Genomic DNA, 16,780 nt, shown 5'->3' with positions numbered 1-16,780 from the left:
GATGACACCCGAGCAGATCGCCAGCACACTCCTTAGCTGTACCTGTTTTATGGCGCTGGTGGCGTGGGTTTCCTATCGCAAGACCCGGGGCGAGGTGGCGACGCAGGAGGGTTACTTCCTTGCGGGGCGAGGCCTTGGGCCATCGTTTATCGCTGGCTCCTTGCTACTGACCAATCTCTCTGCGGAGCAGCTCATCGGCCTTAACGGTTCCGCCTACGGCTTTGACATGAGTAGCATGGCCTGGGAAGTCACCGCCGCTGTTGCGACCATTGCCATGGCCTTTGTGTTTCTTCCCCGGTATCTCTCAGGCGCATTTGTGACCTTGCCGCAGTTTCTCAACGAGCGCTACGACGACAGCGTTCGACGTATGACTGTGCTCTTGTTTATGTTCGGTTACGGCCTGGTCACTATCCCAAGCGTGCTCTATTCGGGATCGATCGCAGTACTACAGCTTTTTGATTTACCCACCATGCTGCAAATGTCCTATGGCCAATCGCTGGTACTTACGATTTTTTCCATCGGGTGTATTGGTGCGATGTATGCCGTGTTCGGCGGTCTTAAGGCAGTGGTTGTATCGGACACGCTCAACGGCATCGGTTTGCTTATCGTCGGCATCGCGGTGCCGCTACTGGGATTTGCCGCTTTGGGAGAGGGCAGTATCGCCCAGGGCGTACAGACGGTGGCCTCTGAGTATCCCGAAAAGCTCAACGCCATTGGTGATCGGGATTCCCCCACTCCCTTTGGGACACTGTTTACCGGGATGATTCTGGCGAACCTGTTTTACTGGTGCACCAATCAGTACGTGATTCAGCGGGTGCTGGGCGCCAGGAATCTTGCGGCAGGTCAAAAGGGCGTTCTTTTGTCCGGGTTCTTCAAGGTGCTTGTGCCATTTTTTATGATGATGCCCGGCATCATCGCCTATCACCTCTACGGGCCGGGTTTGGCGTCCATCGATCTGGCTTACCCACGGCTCATTAGCGATGTACTGCCCATGTATGCCATGGGGTTCTTTTTGGCAGTGCTGCTTGGGGCGGTGTTTAGTTCTTTCAACTCGCTTCTAAACAGTGCCGCCACGCTGTTTTGTCTCGACCTCTACGCGCCGCTAAAAAGTAAGCCCTTGTCCGACGCACAAATGGTTCGCATGGCGAAGATCGCAAGCGTAGTGATCGCCGTCTTTTCCTTCGCTATTGCGCCTTTGCTGCAGTTTGCGCCCGTTGGCCTGTGGCAGATTATTCGCATTTTTTCGGGGTTTTATAACATTCCGGTGATAGCCATCGTGTTGGTAGGTTTGTTTACCGTGCGGGTCCCTGCACTGGGCGCAAAGATTGTGATTGTGTTTCACGTTGTGGCTTACGGGCTTTGCCAGTTCGTGTTTGACGAACTGATCACGATTCACTTTTTACACCTCTACGCCATTCTATTCTTTGTGGAGGTTGGCATTATGTTGTGGGTGTCTGCCTATCGCCCCAGGACAAACCCTGGCGAGACTCGTCGCCCAGAGCCGGTGGAAATGACGCCCTGGGTCTATGCGGTTCCCTGTGCGTTGACATTGCTGTCCTGTGTAGTCGCCCTCTATTTGCTGTTTTCGCCATTGGGTTTGGTGGGTGGCTTCGGCCCGGGGTTTGTGGCCGCCCTGACTGCGCTCCTATTGGCGAATGTTGTTATCTGGGTTGTATTTACAAGGCGTGAGTACGCGCTATCGCGAGGAGAGCTATGACGCGCTTTTATGAAGAGTCCTCCCGGGAGCGGGGGACCCGCGCAATGGCGCAGCTGGAGACGAGTGACAGAACGGCGACTCAGGGAGGCGCGCTGGACGAACGTCCGGGCTTGGCCGTCGTTGGTGTGGGAATGATGGGGAGGGAGCATCTAGGTATTGCTCATCTCATGGGGCGCACAGTGCTGCGGGGAATCTATGATCAATCCGCCGAGAGCTTAGCGGCAGCGGACGAGCTGATAATCTCGCAGGGCGGCGGATCCATTCATCACTATCCAAGCCTGAATAACCTGTTTGCCGATCCGACAGTGGACGTAGTGATCATCAGTACGCCCAATTACACCCACTGGGAGGTGGTGCAGACGGCACTGCAGAGTGGTAAAGCACTGTTGGTGGAAAAACCCATGGCGACGAGACTGGAAGATGCCCTGGCTATGGTTGAGGCGGTGAGTCACTACGAGGGTTTGTTCCGTCTGGGGATGCAGTACCGCTTTAAAGCGCAATACGTGGATGTATTCGCCGAAGTGAAAACGCGGAACGCGGTGGGTGCGGTAAAGACCATCAGCATGTCTGAGTATCGCCCCCCGTTTCTCGATAAAGTTGAGCAGTGGAATAAGTTCAACCGGTATTCAGGTGGCACGCTGGTCGAAAAGTGCTGTCACTATTTTGATTTGATCAATCAGATGGCCGATGCAATACCCCAGAGTGTGTATGCGTCCGGTGGGCAGGCCGTAAATTTTCTGGACTTTGAATATGCCGGCAGTCCCTCGGACATTGATGATCATGCCTTTGTCATCATCAACTACAGTAATGGTGTCCGTGCGAGTTTCACCTTGAACATGTTCAGTCAGGAGCTGTATGAGGAGATGGTTGTCGTCGGCGAGAAGGGCAGGGCCGTGGCCTTGGAGCATGCCACCTTTAAGCGTGACGAGCCCTCCGCAGGGCGCCTGCAGGTGGAGGTGGCCGGTCATCCATTTTATGCGTCACAGGATGTGACTTACCCAAAGCGTATCGAAGAAAGCGGGCACAGCGGTGCCACTTTTTTTGCTCAAGAAGCATTTCTGGATCAGTTGGCCGGTAGCGGATCTGATAGCGCCACAGTGATGCAGGGGCTTTGGGCAATCATTGTCGCCAGTGCGGCGCAGGCCTCTGTACGTCAGAATGTAGTGATAGATATAGATCAGTTTCTGCGCGGTTACGGCACGTCGGTTTCTGCCCTGTCAGCCGCGCAGTGAAGTTTTTTCAATTGAGAGTTGAGTGTCGGCTATGGATAGCATCACCGTAGGATCAGGAACCATGCCTTTGATAGGGCTTGGTCTTTGGAAGATTGACGAGTCGGATACTGCCGCTGCGGTTGTTGAGGCGATTCGCGCGGGGTACCGGCATCTCGATAGTGCAGCGGACTACGCAAACGAAGCCGCTGTGGGCGAAGGAATCAAACGGGCGCTTGCGGAGGGTCTGTGTAAGCGTGAAGACCTCTGGGTCACTTCCAAACTATGGAATACTTACCATGATCCGGCCCATGTAGAGGCGGCGTGCCAACGCTCTTTGGATGACTTGGGTCTGGAGTATCTGGATCTCTACTTGGTGCACTTTCCCATTGCGCAGCCATTTGTTGAGTTTTCTGACCGTTATCCCCCGGGGTGGATAACCGATGAGAATGCGGCGGAGCCACGCATGGAAGTCGCAGCGGTGCCCCTCAGTGATACCTGGGGCGCTATGGAGACACTGGTGGATCGTGGCCTGGTGCGAGAAATAGGTATCTGCAATTACAACAGCGCGCTGATTCACGACCTCATGACTTACGCAAAGCGGCCGCCGGCGATGCTGCAGATTGAGGCTCACCCATACCTCTCTCAAGAGCCGCTGCTGCGCACGGCCGCCGGCTACGACATTCCCGTGACGGCATTTTCGCCGCTGGGCGCGCTCTCATATGTTGCGTTGGATATGGCCACGGGTAGCGAGTCGGTACTGGAGGAGCCTGTGGTGATCGCAGCGGCACAGCGAGTGGAGAGAACACCGGCGCAAGTGGTTCTGCGCTGGGCAGTACAAAGAGGTACCGCCATCATTCCCAAAACCAGCCGGCCCGAGCGCTTGCTCGAGAATCGATCGATCTTTGATTTTGTGTTGTCCGAGGCAGAGATGTCGGCGATCTCCGGCCTTAACCGGCATCGACGCTTTAATGACCCCGGTGTCTTTTGCGAAGCGGCCTTCAACAGGTTTCATGCTATCTATGACTGATCTATGGAGCTATGAAATGCCCAGCGAGGGCGATGGTGCTTTGAGTTTTCCCTGTTTGCGGGGGAATGCTGAGGCAAATGTGCCGGGGAAAGGATTTGACGCCGTGCTGGGGCGTGTCCGAAAGCAACGCGGCGATCTTTCGGGCTTATTGGCCGAGCACGGAGCTCTATTATTTCGTGACCTACCGCTGCAATCGGCAGAAGATTTTGATGCGTTTATTGCGGCGTTTGGCTGGCCCAATTTTCGCTACGCTGACTCCTTGTCCAATGCAGTTCGCACTAATCGCACCGACCGTGTGTTTACCGCAAACGAGGCGCCGCGGTCTGTGGAGATTTTTCTCCATCACGAAATGGCGCAAACACCAACCTACCCGAGCAAGTTGTTTTTCTTTTGCGAGCTCGCCCCCGATACGGGCGGAGAAACCCCAGTCTGCCGCTCGGACAAACTGCTTGAGCGCATGCGGGAGGAGCAGCCCATGTTTGTTAAGCGCTGCGAAGAGGAGGGGCTTCGATACACCAATGTTATGCCGGCCGCCGCTGACTCTGCTTCAGGACAGGGCAGAAGCTGGACAGACACCTTGGGTACCAGTAATCGTGGTGAGGCTGAACAGAAGCTGGATCAATTGGCTTACGCCTGGTCCTGGTTGGCCAATGGTGATCTTAAGGTCACTACGCCGGTGCTGCCGGCTTTGCGAGATTTGCCCGACGGTTCGCAGGCGTTTTTCAATCAGTTGATCGCGGCCTATCAGGGCTGGAACGACAATCGCAACAAGGGAGAGAAGTCTGTCACGTTTGGGACAGGGGAGGCGATTGATGCCCGGGATCTGGCTCTGACCAGTCAGTTAGCTGAAGAGGTCACGGAAGATCTCGCCTGGCAGCAGGGTGATGTTGTGCTTTTGGATAACTTTATGATGATGCACGGACGACGCCCCTTTGGGGGGAAGCGCTCGATACTGGCGTCATTGATTGGTAACGACTGATACGTGAATCGCTATGCCAAGGTCGCGTCTGCCGCGTTGGTGCTGCTCATCCTTGCGCTTGCAGCGCTATGGACGCCGGACAAGACACGATCTGAGCTTGAGGCGCGCTATCTTCAAGACGCCGGTGATTTACGGGATGTGGCGGGCGTTCGACTGCATCTGAGAGTCTCCGGACCAAGGAATGCCCCGGCGCTTCTGTTGCTCCATGGCTTTGGTGCCAGCCTGCACACCTGGGAGGATTGGGCCCGGGTATTGGACGACCAGTACCGCGTGATTAGTTTGGACCTGCCCGGTACAGGGCTGTCGTTTCCGGACCCCAGTGAGGATTACTCTGACGAACGAACCCTGGAGCTGTTAGTGGCTCTTATGGATGATTTGTCGGTTACCAAAGCGGTGCTTATTGGTAACTCCATCGGCGGGCGCCTGGCCTGGCGAATGGCTGCTGCGAACCCCGAACGGGCAGCAGGGCTGGTGCTTATAGCGCCAGATGGTTTTGCCAGCGATGGCTTTGACTATGGCAAAGCACCGGAGGTCTCGGGCATGACGCAGCTAATGCGCTACACGCTCCCACGATTCCTGCTGGAGATGAGTTTGCGGCCGGCTTATGGGGATCCCGATACGCTCACCGACGATGTGATTGACCGCTACTACGACCTGATGCTCGCACCGGGCTCCCGGGATGCGCTCATAAAGCGCATGGCGCAAACGGTGCTGCTGGATCCAAAACCTCTGCTGCGAAGCATCGAAGTTCCCGTGCTGCTTTTATGGGGAGAACGTGATGGCGCTATTCCCATTTCGAACGCTGCGGCGTATCAGGCTGAACTCCCGGACAGTCGCCTCGTGGCGCTGCCGTCTCTGGGGCATGTACCTCAGGAAGAGGCCCCCGAGCGATCACTGCTGCCCGTAAAGGCCTTTTTGGAGACGCTCAATCTAAGCTCAGCTGCGCGCAGCGAAGTGCCTCATAACTCAGGCAGCGATGCCCGTGTGACGCAGTAGCGCATCGACGTCCGGCTCCCGACCGCGAAAGTTTACAAAGAGATTCATGGCGTCATCAGAGCCGCCTCTTTCCAGTATGCTCTCAAGGAAACTACGACCAGTAGCCTCGTTAAACACACCTTCCTCTTCGAAACGCGAGAAAGCATCTGCCGATAAAACCTCGGCCCATTTGTAACTGTAGTATCCCGCTGCGTAGCCGCCACCGAAGACATGGGAAAAGGCGTGAGGAAAGCGGTTCCACTCTGGCGCGGGCACAACCGCAACCTGCTCGCGCACTTCCTTGAGAATCTTGTAGATGGCATCACCCGCGGATGGGTCGTATTCGAGGTGCATGCGGAAATCGAAGATCGCAAATTCCAACTGGCGAACCATCATCATCCCCGACTGGAAGTTCTTTGCCGCGATCATGCGCTCGTAAAGCTCGTCGGGGATAAGCTCGCCGGTTTCAAAGTGCGCGGCGAACAGATTGAGGGCGTCGCGCTCCCAGCAATAGTTCTCCATAAACTGCGAGGGTAGCTCCACCGCATCCCAGGCTACGCCGTTGATTCCTGCAATGTTGGGGTAATTAACCCGGGTAAGCATGTGGTGGAGGCCGTGACCAAACTCGTGAAACAGGGTCTCTACTTCGCGATGGGTTAGGAGCACATCCGCGTCACCCACAGGAGGCGTGAAGTTGCAGGTCATGTAAGCGACGGGAACTTGTTCCAGGGCATTAGTTTTCACGCGCGGCTGGCAGACGTCCATCCAGGCTCCCCCGCGTTTGTGCTGACGGGCATAGAGATCAAAGTAAAATTGGCCGCGTATGCTGCCGTCGGGATCGCGTATTTCGTAGAAGCTGACGTCGGGATGATAGGTCTCGACATTGGGCACCTGATGAAAACTCACGCCGAACAGTTTTCCCACCACGTCAAACATGCCGCCAATAACCCTCGAAATGGGGAAATAGGGTTTGACTTCCTCTTCGCTGATGTTGTGGCGGTGCTGGCGAAGCTTCTCGCTGTAATAGGCCACGTCCCAAGGCTTGAGGTCGGCATGACCGTGCTCCTGCGCGGCGAATGCCTGCAGATCGGCAAACTCCGCGTCGGCCTGTGCCTTGGAGCGATGGGCAAGGTCATTGAGGAACGCCATCACTTCGTCGCTGCTGCGAGCCATCTTGGTGGCGATGGAGCGCTCGGCGTAATTCTCAAATCCCAATAGCTGAGCCGCTTCGTGACGAAGCGCAAGAATTTCGCGCATGTTGTCAGAATTATCGAATTGTCTCGCGTGAGGTCCTACGTCACTGGCGCGAGTGGCGAAGGCACGATACATCTCTTCGCGAAGTGCAGCGTCTTCGGCGTAGGTCATCACCGGGAGATACGAGGGGGCGTCCAGCGTCAGCAAATAACCGGTCTTGTCCCGGTCACTGGCGGTCTGCTCTGCCAGATCAATCGCCGTTTGAGGAAGCCCCGCAAGGTCATCGCTGCTGGCCAGCTCTTTACTCCAGGCATTGCCTGCATCGAGCACTTTGTTGGAGAAGTCGCTGGAGAGGGCAGAGAGCGATTGTTGAATCTCTTTAAAGCGCTGTTTTTTGTCCTCAGGCAGATCTACGCCCGAAAGCTTAAAGTCCCGCAAGGCGTTGCTGAGCACTTTTTTTTGCTCGCTGTTGAGCGTGTCGCTGCTTTCTTCCACGGCTTTGTAGGCTTTGAAAAGCGCCTCGTTTTGACCCATTTCCGTGCTGAATTCCGATAGCTTTGCCAGACATGCGCTGTGAGCCTCCCGCAGCGCATCGCTATTGAGCACGCTATTGAGGTGAGAAACCGGTGACCAGGCCCGCCAGAGACGATTGTCCATCAGTTCCAGTGGCTCTACCAAGCTCTCCCAACTGGCCTCATCGCCCGTTTGGAGCAGGGTTGCTACCTGCTCACGGTTGCGGGCCAGGAGCTCATCCACTGCGGGTTCCACGTGTTCCGGGAGGATGGACGTAAAGCGGGGTAGCGGGCTGTCTTCTAGCAGCGGATTGGACATAGGGGTTTCCATGGTGGTTATCAGGCGCGTAATTTTGCCATGAAGCGGCGCGCTGTGGGCATTTGCTTTAGACTTCCGGAAAACAAAAATGAGGTGTGTTTCTATGTCATCGGACAGCCAAGAGTCTGATCTTACAGCGCAGTCAAGCGGCGGTGATGAGGAGGCGGGTTTGGAACTGTTTGCCCTGCCCACGCCCAGGCAAGGCATGCCCCGGGTATTTGGCAGCCCCCGTCGCTATGTGCAGGCGCCGGGTGTAATTGCCCAAACGGGGAATTATCTGCGCAAGCTGGGCTTTGCAAGCTGCGCAGTATTGTTGTCAGCGCGGAGTCAGCAGGCGGAGGGCGCGGTGCTCTTGCAAAGCCTTGCAAAGGTGGGCATTCCTGCGACTATTCTCACCTTTGGCGGTGAGTGCTCCTTCGAAGAGATAGAATTCCATGCAGACGTATTGCGAGCCCAAAGGGAACCACCGGCAACGGTAATCGCCCTCGGCGGGGGTAAGGTTGTCGACGCCGGAAAGTGCATTGCAGATCGATTGGGTGTGCCCGCGGTGGTAGTGCCCTCCCTGGCTTCCAACGACGCACCTTGTTCGGCGGCCTCGGTCATTTATACCCCGGAAGGCGTATCAGAGACTTTTGAGGTCTTTGCGGAGAACCCTGCTCTGGTGCTGGTAGATACGGCGGTGGTTGCAGCGGCCCCCGCACGCTACTTGGTGGCCGGTATGGGTGATGCGATGGCAACCTGGTACGAGGCAAGAGCCTGCTCCCAAAACCCCGGCGCTGTGACTACCTTTGGTGCCAGTCCAACCTTGGCCGGTGCGGCGATCGCAGAGCTCTGCGCGGAGACGGTATACAAAGACGGCGAGGCTGCATTGGCTGCGCTTGCGGCGGGCACTATTGACGATGCTTTGGAGAGAATCGTCGAGGCTAACACCCTGCTCAGTGGCATTGGTTTTGAGTGCGGAGGTCTCGCCGCAAGCCATGGATTTGCGCAAGCCTATACGGTGGTCGAGCATGTACATAAGCGGTTTCTCCACGGGGAGATGGTGGCCATGGGCGTACTTGCGCAGCTTGCTTTGGAGGGATGGGACGATGAGGCCCGGCGCGCTACGGTGTTTTTTGCTCGAATCGGTCTGCCCGTACATCTAGGCCAGCTCGGACTCGCATCCGGCGATACCGAACATATTGCCGCGGTAGTCGATGCAGCCCTGGCTTTTCCATTCATGGGTAATATGCCCCTGGAAGTGACCACAGAGAAGTTACACGCTGCAATTCTGTCAGCCGATGCTTTGGGGCGTAAAGTGACAGAGGAGTTCGGTGATGCAGCTTACCAGCAGATTCATGCCTGACGCTCAGCCCAGGTTTTGTAAGCACGGCTGGCTGATGCTGGCGCTGTTACTCACTAGCTCTGCCTATGCAGATGTATCACCGCAAACGGACACTCCTGGCGAAGCGGAGCATAGCCCAAGCGAGCATGGGAGCAGTGAGCAGCACGCACCAACCCATGGTGGGCACGGGTTTCCTCACCATACTTTGGGTGTTTTTCTTGGCGACACAACCGAAACCCGCAGAAGTCAGGGCTTAACGCTGGGTCTTGAGTATGAGTACCGTATGAGCGAACGCTTGGGGTTTGGTGCGATCCTTGAGCATGTGGGCGGGGACTTTGATACTAATGTTGCGGTGGTTCCCGTCGCGCTACATCGCGGACCCTGGAAGTTGTACGCCGGCCCCGGGATAGAGGACTCTGAAGAGGAGGGCAGCTCTTTTCTCTTTCGAGTGGGCCTGGAGTACGGTTTTCACGTGGGTAAGTATGAGGTCTCCCCGCAGATCGATCTCGACTTTGTGGAAGATGAGCAACTGTTTATCTTCGGTGTGGTTATCGCGAGGCCGTTCTGACGTTTAGCCGGGCTTGAGGTGTTCCGAGCTTTGTGGGGTAAGCGTCATCGGCCCTATGCAGACGCAGTTTCGACCGCGGCTTTTGGCGAGATAAAGCGCCCTGTCTGCCTCAGCTACCAGAGCCTCAGCAGTGCTGCCTTCAATTGCGACAGAAACTCCGATGCTGATGGTAATGTTTTCTTGCAGGCCGAAGTCGGAGACCTCAATTGCTGCACGGACTTTCTCCGCGACGCTTCGGGCTTGCTCGAGGTTTGTCTCCGGGCATATCACGAGAAACTCCTCGCCGCCCCAGCGGCCCAATAAATCAGAAGCGCGAAGGTTGTCGCTGATACGTTCTGACAATGTCACCAACACGCGATCACCTGTTAGGTGCCCGTGTTGATCATTAACTTGTTTGAAGAGATCAATGTCCATGAGAAGCAGCGCAAGCGGGCGCTCATAACGCTGCGCTCGACGAAGTTCAGCTGCAAGGGTGTTGTCCAGCGCCCGACGATTTAAGGTGCTAGTCAGCTTGTCGATGGAGGCGAGGCGATCGAGCTCCGCATTTTTGGCATTGAGTTCTTTCGTACGTTCTGTAACTTGCGCCTCCAGGCTTCGGCTCAACTGTTTGTAGTCTCTCAGTAACTCTCGCTCTCGAATGTTTTCCCGGCGAAAAGCTTCGGCCGCAGTAAACAGGTCCCCGATTTCATCTCGGGTTACCGCGGCGTCGACCACATCTTCCGATCCCTCCGAGAGCCTGCGGAAAACTCGAGAAAGACGCCGTAAGGGTAATGTCACAGAACTTACTACCCAAAAGAAAACCGGGATAGTAAGTAGCAGTACTAGAGCGATGATGCCTATTTGCCAGCGGTAGAAGTTCATCCGATTACGGTGCATATCCACCAGTAATGCATCAATTTCCACATTCTTGGCAGTCGCGATCTCCGTAGCGAGATACTCCAGCTCTCTTGCTTCGGAGGGCATCACTACGTTAACCAGATAGGCATAGCTGCGAATTTTCTGGATATTGCTGTAGAGCATACTTTCGACCTTTTCTATGTCGAAGCCCGCCGCGGCAAAAACTGAAGCTCTTTCGGCGTCACTTTGATTGGCCGCCAGAGCCAGTGCCAAATGGCGCTTGAGCTCAGTGAGGTGAGTCTCTGCATCACGCACTCTTTGAGCGTCTGATGTCACAAAGTAAGCCCGTAACTCCGCTTCTATGGTGGAGAGATGGTCATTAATACTGTTTATATGCAGAGCAATGGAGGAGTTTGAATTGTGGGCTTCCTCTGATAACCATGCGAGTCCGGGAGCAGAGTTTTTTACATGTGCGAACTCGCTGCTTAGCGAACTCGAAATATCTCTATACGCCTGCGAGACCAAGAGGAATGTTTCTTCAAATGCTTGCAGGTGAACGCGAATATCGTCGAGTTGAGTTTCCTCCAGGCACCCTTGCTCTGCGCAAACATCGATGAGATCGTTCCACTGCTTACCGAGCGAGGTGACGCGCTCCTGTGCTGATTCGTGGCCAAGATAAACGTAGCGCGTAGCGGAAAACTGCATTCCGGTTGCCGCAATCGCAAGACCATCCACGAAGCTCAATTGCTCGCGCGCTGCCTGCAGTTGATCGGCTTGTTTGGCCCCAAAGTTGACGGCGAGATAGCTGGAAACTGCAAGAGTGGCTGCAGATAAAACTCCCGTAACAAAGGCTACTGCCAAGCGCTGGCGAAGTGTTAGTCGGCCCAGAAAGGATCGTTGATTGTTCGATGAGTCAGGCAATGACAAACTCATTCCATCTTTGCACTGTAAGGTCAAAGGCCGGCATTACGGTGTTCCAAACGGCGATATTGGAAAAGCGCTGGGCATAGCTGCCGCCGCGGCGTTGCTCGCCGACTTGCACCGTAGCTTTGCCTTCAGGCCCCAACAGCTCGGATGTTGCAGCCTTGCCTTCATACCAGTAATCCCACTCACCGTCGGACATGAGGTCTTTAGAGCGAGCCGGGTTGCTGATGTAGTAGCCCTGGCGACTGATGAATGCGCCGGGCCACCCCGAAAGCCACCAATTCATGTACTGATAAGCGGCGTCTTCCTGTTCGCCGCGCGTTTCTCGGGACAGGCACATGACACCGTGCCAGGCGCGGTAGCCTTCTTTGGGTGCAGCGTAGAGGCAGGGAGTGCCACTCGCTCGTACCATAGAAACTCCGGGAGAAAACATGCTCTGGACGTCGACTTCGCCGCGGCTCATAAGTTTGGCCGAGTGAGGAACGGAGTTCCAAAAGCCACGAAAGTGCCCATCGGCTTTAAAGCGCATGAGGATATCAAACAGCTGGTTCACTTCTTCGCGACTCATGTTGCCTATGTCATTGAAGCCCATGAGTCCCCGAGCCTGCGCCGCGAGTGCCAAATCAAAAAGTCCAATACTGGGTGCATTGACAATGGCCACTCGCCCGCGATGCTTGGGATCCAGGAGCCAACCCCAGCTTTCGGTTTCGTAGGGCTGCCCCTCGGGCACCCTTTGCGGGTTGTAGCCCAAAGAGTCTGCGTTATGCACATAGGGGAGGTAACTGATTTCTTGTGTGGGCTGACTCCCAAGAGAGCCGTCAGCTTGTATGTAGAGCAGCAGGTGCGGGGCGTCCCCGGCTCCAATGCTATTTTCGGGGAACAAGCGTCCGGTCTTGCTAAGAGGGTTGATTTCGGCCCAACGGTCGATGCGCCTTGGATCCAGGGGTTGTATTGCCCGTGACTGCCACAGCACGCGCATACTGTTGGACCACTGCTCGTAAACATCGAATCCCGAGGGGTCCATGGACGCTTTGAATAAGACCTGGGCGCTGCCGCCGGGGCTGTATTCAAGGTTGATACCGAGTTCTTTCTCGGCGCGCTGGCGGATCGGCTCTTGCAATGTCACATGGGTGCCGAGCACCCGCACGGTGGGCTTGGCATTGCGCGCCGATATGATGGCGGGAAAGCCTATGCTGCTGGCGGCTAGTAGCGTGCCGGCGCGCTTTAAAAACGCTCTGCGCGGCCTAAGGCTTTGCTTATTTGTGTCCATACGCGTCCTCGATACCATCTGGGTTGCGTCCTAATCTTTAGTATAACCCCTGAGTCTTGGATGTTGGACAAAACCTGAACGCGTGTTTATGTGTGTTGCTACACGCTAGTCGAGCTCAGTCAGCACCGCCTCAGGGTTGGCAGACTGAGCCCGGCCCGCCTCGCGTGTGAGTCACTCATCGAGATTTTTTAGGCAGCATTACAGCAAACGAATCCTGCGCTGACATCCGGGTATCGGTATGATTTCGAGTCATAAAAATTTTTACTGCTGTGGTTTCGTCATGTTGCGTCACTTGTTGTCGGTCGTCTTATTTGTGCTCAGCAGCTCCGTTTGGGCCTGGTCTGATCACGCGAGTTTGTTGTGGCCGCTGGTTCGCACGCAGCCAGAGCTATTAGAGCCGACGCTTCACGCTGAGACACTCGAAGACTTTGTGAACGCGGAGGCATCCGGTCTTGCACTCGTGCTTAGCCGCCACGAGGCCCTTGCCCGAGAGACCATGGCTCATTATGCGCCTCGGCCCGACTCTCTCGCGTTCACAGCGGACGCTGCGGATTTGCGCGATGCTTTTTTGAGAGCTATTCGTGTAAACCCTGAGCTTGATTTCGCGCTCTACCGCCAAACTACTGTAGATGATCCAGCAGTGCCCGCCGATCTGGTCCAGCGCTTTGACGATTTAAGCTTTTTGGATGGGGGTGTGTCGCACAATTCGATTGTGTATATCGCCCTGCAAAGCGGCGAGCTTGTGGCCCCCGCGCACGTCTTAGCCAGTGGTAGTGACGAGCCAGACTTTGGTCTGGATATTGGGCTGTTTGAGGACAATGGCACGGACTTTGGTGACCGATACGGCTTTGGCACCCAGCCTTTTGGGAACCCTAACCTGGAATACAGTTCTCAGGCGCCTTTCCATATGGGTTTTTACCATCTCGATTGGATGACCAGAAAAGCGCAGCCTGACTTACTGCGAACCTACCCCGAGTGGCGGGTGTCACTTTTCCGTGAGTTATCGCGATTTGCCTTCGAGACGGGTCATGACTATTGGGGCTGGCGTTTTGCCGGCTGGGGCTTGCACTACATCGGCGATCTGTCTCAGCCGTATCACGCCCATCCATTGCCCGGGGTGAGTACCCTCGGCGGTCTCTGGACGGTTGTCCGAGGAAAAACGGGCGAGGCTATTCAGTTGGTATCCAATCGACACGGCGTGTTGGAGTCTTATCAGTATCAGCGGGTGCAAAAGGCCCTCGACGAAAAGTCCTGGAGCAGTGTGATTCTAACTGCCATCGCAAACGGCACGCCCATTCCCGAGTTCGATGAGTCCACAGTGCGCAGCGAGCTCACAAAAGAGAGTGTGGCTGCGGGTAGTGATCTCGATGAATCCCTTGAGGAGCATATGCCATCCCGGTACGTGTCCGATCCGACCTTTGAGTGGAATGGATCCGGGGAGGAAGCCGCCATTGTGGTCACTGTTGCCAGTGATCGCGGAGATCAGGCGATTGACGCTTTGGATACTGTGGTGGCCGAGCAAATGCAACGCTTCTCACGATTTGCTCAGGCTTGGATCAACGATGCCCGGCGAGCATGGTCAGCAGCTAACTAGTACAGCGCAGCTAGTTTGCTGACATCTCCCGAGGGCTACTGAGTGCTCGATCACAACTCCTGGGAGCGCTGCCGCGAGCCGTGCGCATGGAACGTTGGTTAGAGTATTAAAGACGAGAGCAATTCTCTGTTGCCCGAGTGGTTTATCCGGTCTAGTCTCTAGGTTCAATCTAATAAACTATGAGCACAGGACTGCCCCGCATGACGGACACTCGAGATTTTGACATTCTGGTTTTTGGCGCCACCGGTTTTACCGGCAAGCTCATCTGCGAATACCTCAACCAAACCTACGGTAGCGATGCTGAATTTCGCTGGGGTATGGCGGGACGAAACCTGGCTAAGCTCGAGCAGGTACGGGACGAATTAGCTATTGATCACAGCGTGCCTCTGGTCGTTGCCGACAGCGACGACAAAGCCAGTCTCGACAAGATGGCGGGTTCGACGCGAGTGCTGCTTAGCGCTGCCGGCCCCTACCAGCAATACGGTAGTGAAGTGGTGGAATCCTGTGCCCGCTTAGGTACCGACTATGTCGATCTCAATGGCGAGCCGCTGTGGATGAAGGATATGATCGCAGCGAATGACGAGGCTGCCCGTGCCAGTGGCGCTCGCATCGTCTTTTCCTGTGGCTTTGATTCGCTGCCTTCGGATTTGGGTGTCCATCTGTTGCAGCAGGTGGCCAGCGCAAAATATGGTGCGCCCCTGTCCCGGGTGAAGTGTCGGGTTAGGGAGATGAAGGGCACCGCATCCGGCGGTACCGTGGCGTCGTTTAAGGGCACCATGGCGTCGATAAAGGCAGATCCCGCACTCTTTGCGGACCTGGTGAATCCCTTTGTGCTCACCGACGGTTTTACAGGACCGGATCAACCTCCGGGCAACGACGTTGTGTTTGAGGAAGACCTCAACAACTGGTCTGGTCCTTTCATCATGGCGTCGATCAATACCAAGAACGTCCATCGCTCAAATCAGCTGCTGGGTCACGCCTATGGCAGCGATCTGGTCTACGACGAGATGATCCTGCTGGGAGAATCCGAACCCGAGGCTGCGGGGGGTGACATGGCGTTGGACATGAGCCTTCAGCCGGGCGAGGGTCCCAGCAAGGAGGAGCGTGAAGCGGGTTTTTACGACATGCTCTACATCGGTAGTAATGATGCGGGAGATAGCGTCACTGTCCAAGTCTATGGTGATCGAGATCCAGGCTATGGTTCTACGTCCAAAATGATTGCCGAGGCGGCGATTTGTTTAGCGCAAACCCCCAAGGGTCACGGTGGATGTCTCACCGCAGCCCCGGTGATGGGAGACCGTCTGCGCCAGCGGCTGCAGGATCATGCGGGCGTATCCTTTAGCGTCTTATAGCGCGGTTTCGGCGACGACGCTTCCTGCCGGGCGGAGCGCTGCATAGCGCCCGCTCAGCCAGTTTTGCCAATCGTCTTGGAGAGAGTCCATACCCCCGGGATAGCGCGCCAGCATATCTCGAAGATTTCCTCCGGGTTCGCAGCGTGCCGCGTAAGCACTTTGAATGGTGTGCTTGAGGGTTTGCTCTCCTCGCGGTGAATCCATGAGGAATGCGATAAGTGCCCAGGCGCTGGCGTAGCGTCTCTCGGCGTCCTCCCGCATCCACTCCTGCCGTGACAGCTGGGTAAGCGCATTAATCGATAGCGGAGTTCGTTTTCTCAGCAATTGCAGATGCTGAACGTTGGCAGCAAAACGTGAAGCATTGGCGTCTATGCGCAGTGTCTCGTAGTGCTCGGCAAGCCCTTCATTTAGCCAGGGGGGCGTTACCCCAAGATGCTGTGCCGTTATGAGATGGGATACTTCGTGGAAAGTATTACCCAACGCACTGGATCGATACGCCGGCGTATACAAGATAAGCGCTTCGTTGCTGCGTTTGCGGTAGAACCCGGTGGTCGTCCATTCCTGCGCATCGGGTTTGCCATAGATTTCCTGGAATCGCCGGGCGTCGCCTAAAAAACGAATGTTGATTTGGGATTGGCGTAGCGCGTTAGTCCCCAGCCACCCTTGCCACTGGGCATAGGCAAACTCTGTTCCTGCCGACAGTGATTGCTCGAGACCCACGGGCAGCGAAGTGCCCTCGGCTTGCACGCGAATACTAAATGGCGCGCTTGTGTTCGTGGCAACGCCTGAGGTCGCTGTGCAGTCGCTGGCCGCCAACGGGGAGGACGCTTCCGGCGCTGGCGTTTGGTAGAGCAGTCCCGAGGCTACGGCACCGCCTACGAGACCGGCGACAACCCCAATAGCGATGCCAAAGATGAGGCCTCTTTGGTGCTGAGACTGGGGCGCCTGGCTAGACTGCTTTTGCATCCCGTGTCGCC

At 55.9% G+C, this 16,780-nt stretch carries 13 protein-coding genes; 9 read left to right on the top strand and 4 right to left on the bottom strand.

The features are described from left to right. Position 1 precedes the first annotated feature (1 nt). Genes ACTG39_RS01700 through ACTG39_RS01680 form a run of 5 tightly spaced genes read left to right on the top strand, consistent with a single transcriptional unit; the run spans position 2 to position 5,930 of the window. Entirely contained in the window at positions 2 to 1,717 is a 1,716-nt protein-coding gene (locus tag ACTG39_RS01700; protein WP_439105785.1) for a solute:sodium symporter family transporter, read from the top strand. After that, positions 1,714 to 2,949 carry a Gfo/Idh/MocA family protein gene (locus ACTG39_RS01695; protein ID WP_439105784.1) on the top strand — a complete coding sequence of 412 codons (1,236 nt, stop codon included), beginning with the start codon at positions 1,714 to 1,716 and terminating at the stop codon, positions 2,947 to 2,949. Before ACTG39_RS01700 ends, ACTG39_RS01695 begins: the two co-directional genes overlap by 4 nt. Before the next feature lie 31 nt (positions 2,950 to 2,980). Then, positions 2,981 to 3,955, top strand: coding sequence for an aldo/keto reductase (locus ACTG39_RS01690; RefSeq protein WP_439105783.1), 975 nt, complete (start codon positions 2,981 to 2,983; stop codon positions 3,953 to 3,955). Next, positions 3,948 to 4,934 (top strand): TauD/TfdA family dioxygenase, encoded by a 987-nt coding sequence (locus ACTG39_RS01685; RefSeq protein ID WP_439105782.1) that lies wholly within the window; start codon positions 3,948 to 3,950, stop codon positions 4,932 to 4,934. The genes ACTG39_RS01690 and ACTG39_RS01685 overlap by 8 nt, the downstream gene beginning before the upstream one ends. A gap of 3 nt (positions 4,935 to 4,937) precedes the next feature. Then, positions 4,938 to 5,930 carry an alpha/beta fold hydrolase gene (locus ACTG39_RS01680; RefSeq protein WP_439105781.1) on the top strand — a complete coding sequence of 331 codons (993 nt, stop codon included), beginning with the start codon at positions 4,938 to 4,940 and terminating at the stop codon, positions 5,928 to 5,930. Here the strand turns inward: ACTG39_RS01680 and prlC are convergent. Further along, the gene (gene prlC / locus ACTG39_RS01675; RefSeq protein ID WP_439105780.1) at positions 5,901 to 7,934 is read right to left on the bottom strand and encodes an oligopeptidase A; all 2,034 of its coding nucleotides are present in this window, start codon (positions 7,932 to 7,934) and stop codon (positions 5,901 to 5,903) included. The two genes, ACTG39_RS01680 and prlC, sit on opposite strands and share 30 nt — an antisense overlap. A gap of 103 nt (positions 7,935 to 8,037) precedes the next feature. Between prlC and ACTG39_RS01670 the strand changes: the two genes are divergently transcribed. Beyond that, a complete protein-coding gene (locus ACTG39_RS01670) occupies positions 8,038 to 9,279 on the top strand; it encodes a glycerol dehydrogenase (protein WP_439105779.1) in 1,242 nt (413 codons plus the stop codon). Continuing rightward, positions 9,251 to 9,826, top strand: a complete 576-nt coding sequence (locus tag ACTG39_RS01665; protein ID WP_439105778.1) for a hypothetical protein — start codon at positions 9,251 to 9,253, stop codon at positions 9,824 to 9,826. Before ACTG39_RS01670 ends, ACTG39_RS01665 begins: the two co-directional genes overlap by 29 nt. A 3-nt stretch (positions 9,827 to 9,829) precedes the next feature. Here ACTG39_RS01665 and ACTG39_RS01660 read toward each other — a convergent pair whose 3' ends face one another. Both ACTG39_RS01660 and ACTG39_RS01655 read right to left on the bottom strand, forming a co-directional pair. Continuing rightward, positions 9,830 to 11,584 (bottom strand): diguanylate cyclase, encoded by a 1,755-nt coding sequence (locus tag ACTG39_RS01660; RefSeq protein ID WP_439105777.1) that lies wholly within the window; start codon positions 11,582 to 11,584, stop codon positions 9,830 to 9,832. Beyond that, positions 11,577 to 12,857: an ABC transporter substrate-binding protein gene (locus ACTG39_RS01655; protein ID WP_439105776.1), complete on the bottom strand. Its 1,281-nt coding sequence runs from the start codon at positions 12,855 to 12,857 to the stop codon at positions 11,577 to 11,579. Before ACTG39_RS01655 ends, ACTG39_RS01660 begins: the two co-directional genes overlap by 8 nt. A gap of 313 nt (positions 12,858 to 13,170) precedes the next feature. Here ACTG39_RS01655 and ACTG39_RS01650 point away from each other — a divergent pair, with 313 nt between their 5' ends. After that, positions 13,171 to 14,451: a hypothetical protein gene (locus ACTG39_RS01650; RefSeq protein WP_439105775.1), complete on the top strand. Its 1,281-nt coding sequence runs from the start codon at positions 13,171 to 13,173 to the stop codon at positions 14,449 to 14,451. 200 nt (positions 14,452 to 14,651) lie between these two features. Next, a complete protein-coding gene (locus ACTG39_RS01645; RefSeq protein ID WP_439105774.1) occupies positions 14,652 to 15,803 on the top strand; it encodes a saccharopine dehydrogenase family protein in 1,152 nt (383 codons plus the stop codon). Here ACTG39_RS01645 and ACTG39_RS01640 read toward each other — a convergent pair. Further along, complete coding sequence (locus tag ACTG39_RS01640; RefSeq protein ID WP_439105773.1) at positions 15,798 to 16,769, bottom strand: peptidase MA family metallohydrolase; 972 nt, start codon at positions 16,767 to 16,769, stop codon at positions 15,798 to 15,800. The genes ACTG39_RS01645 and ACTG39_RS01640 overlap by 6 nt on opposite strands. Positions 16,770 to 16,780: the final 11 nt, after the last annotated feature.

Origin of the sequence: Congregibacter sp. (assembly GCF_965662665.1) — a bacterium.
GTDB lineage: Bacteria > Pseudomonadota > Gammaproteobacteria > Pseudomonadales > Halieaceae > Congregibacter.
This window is presented reverse-complemented; position numbering and strand designations above follow the sequence as displayed.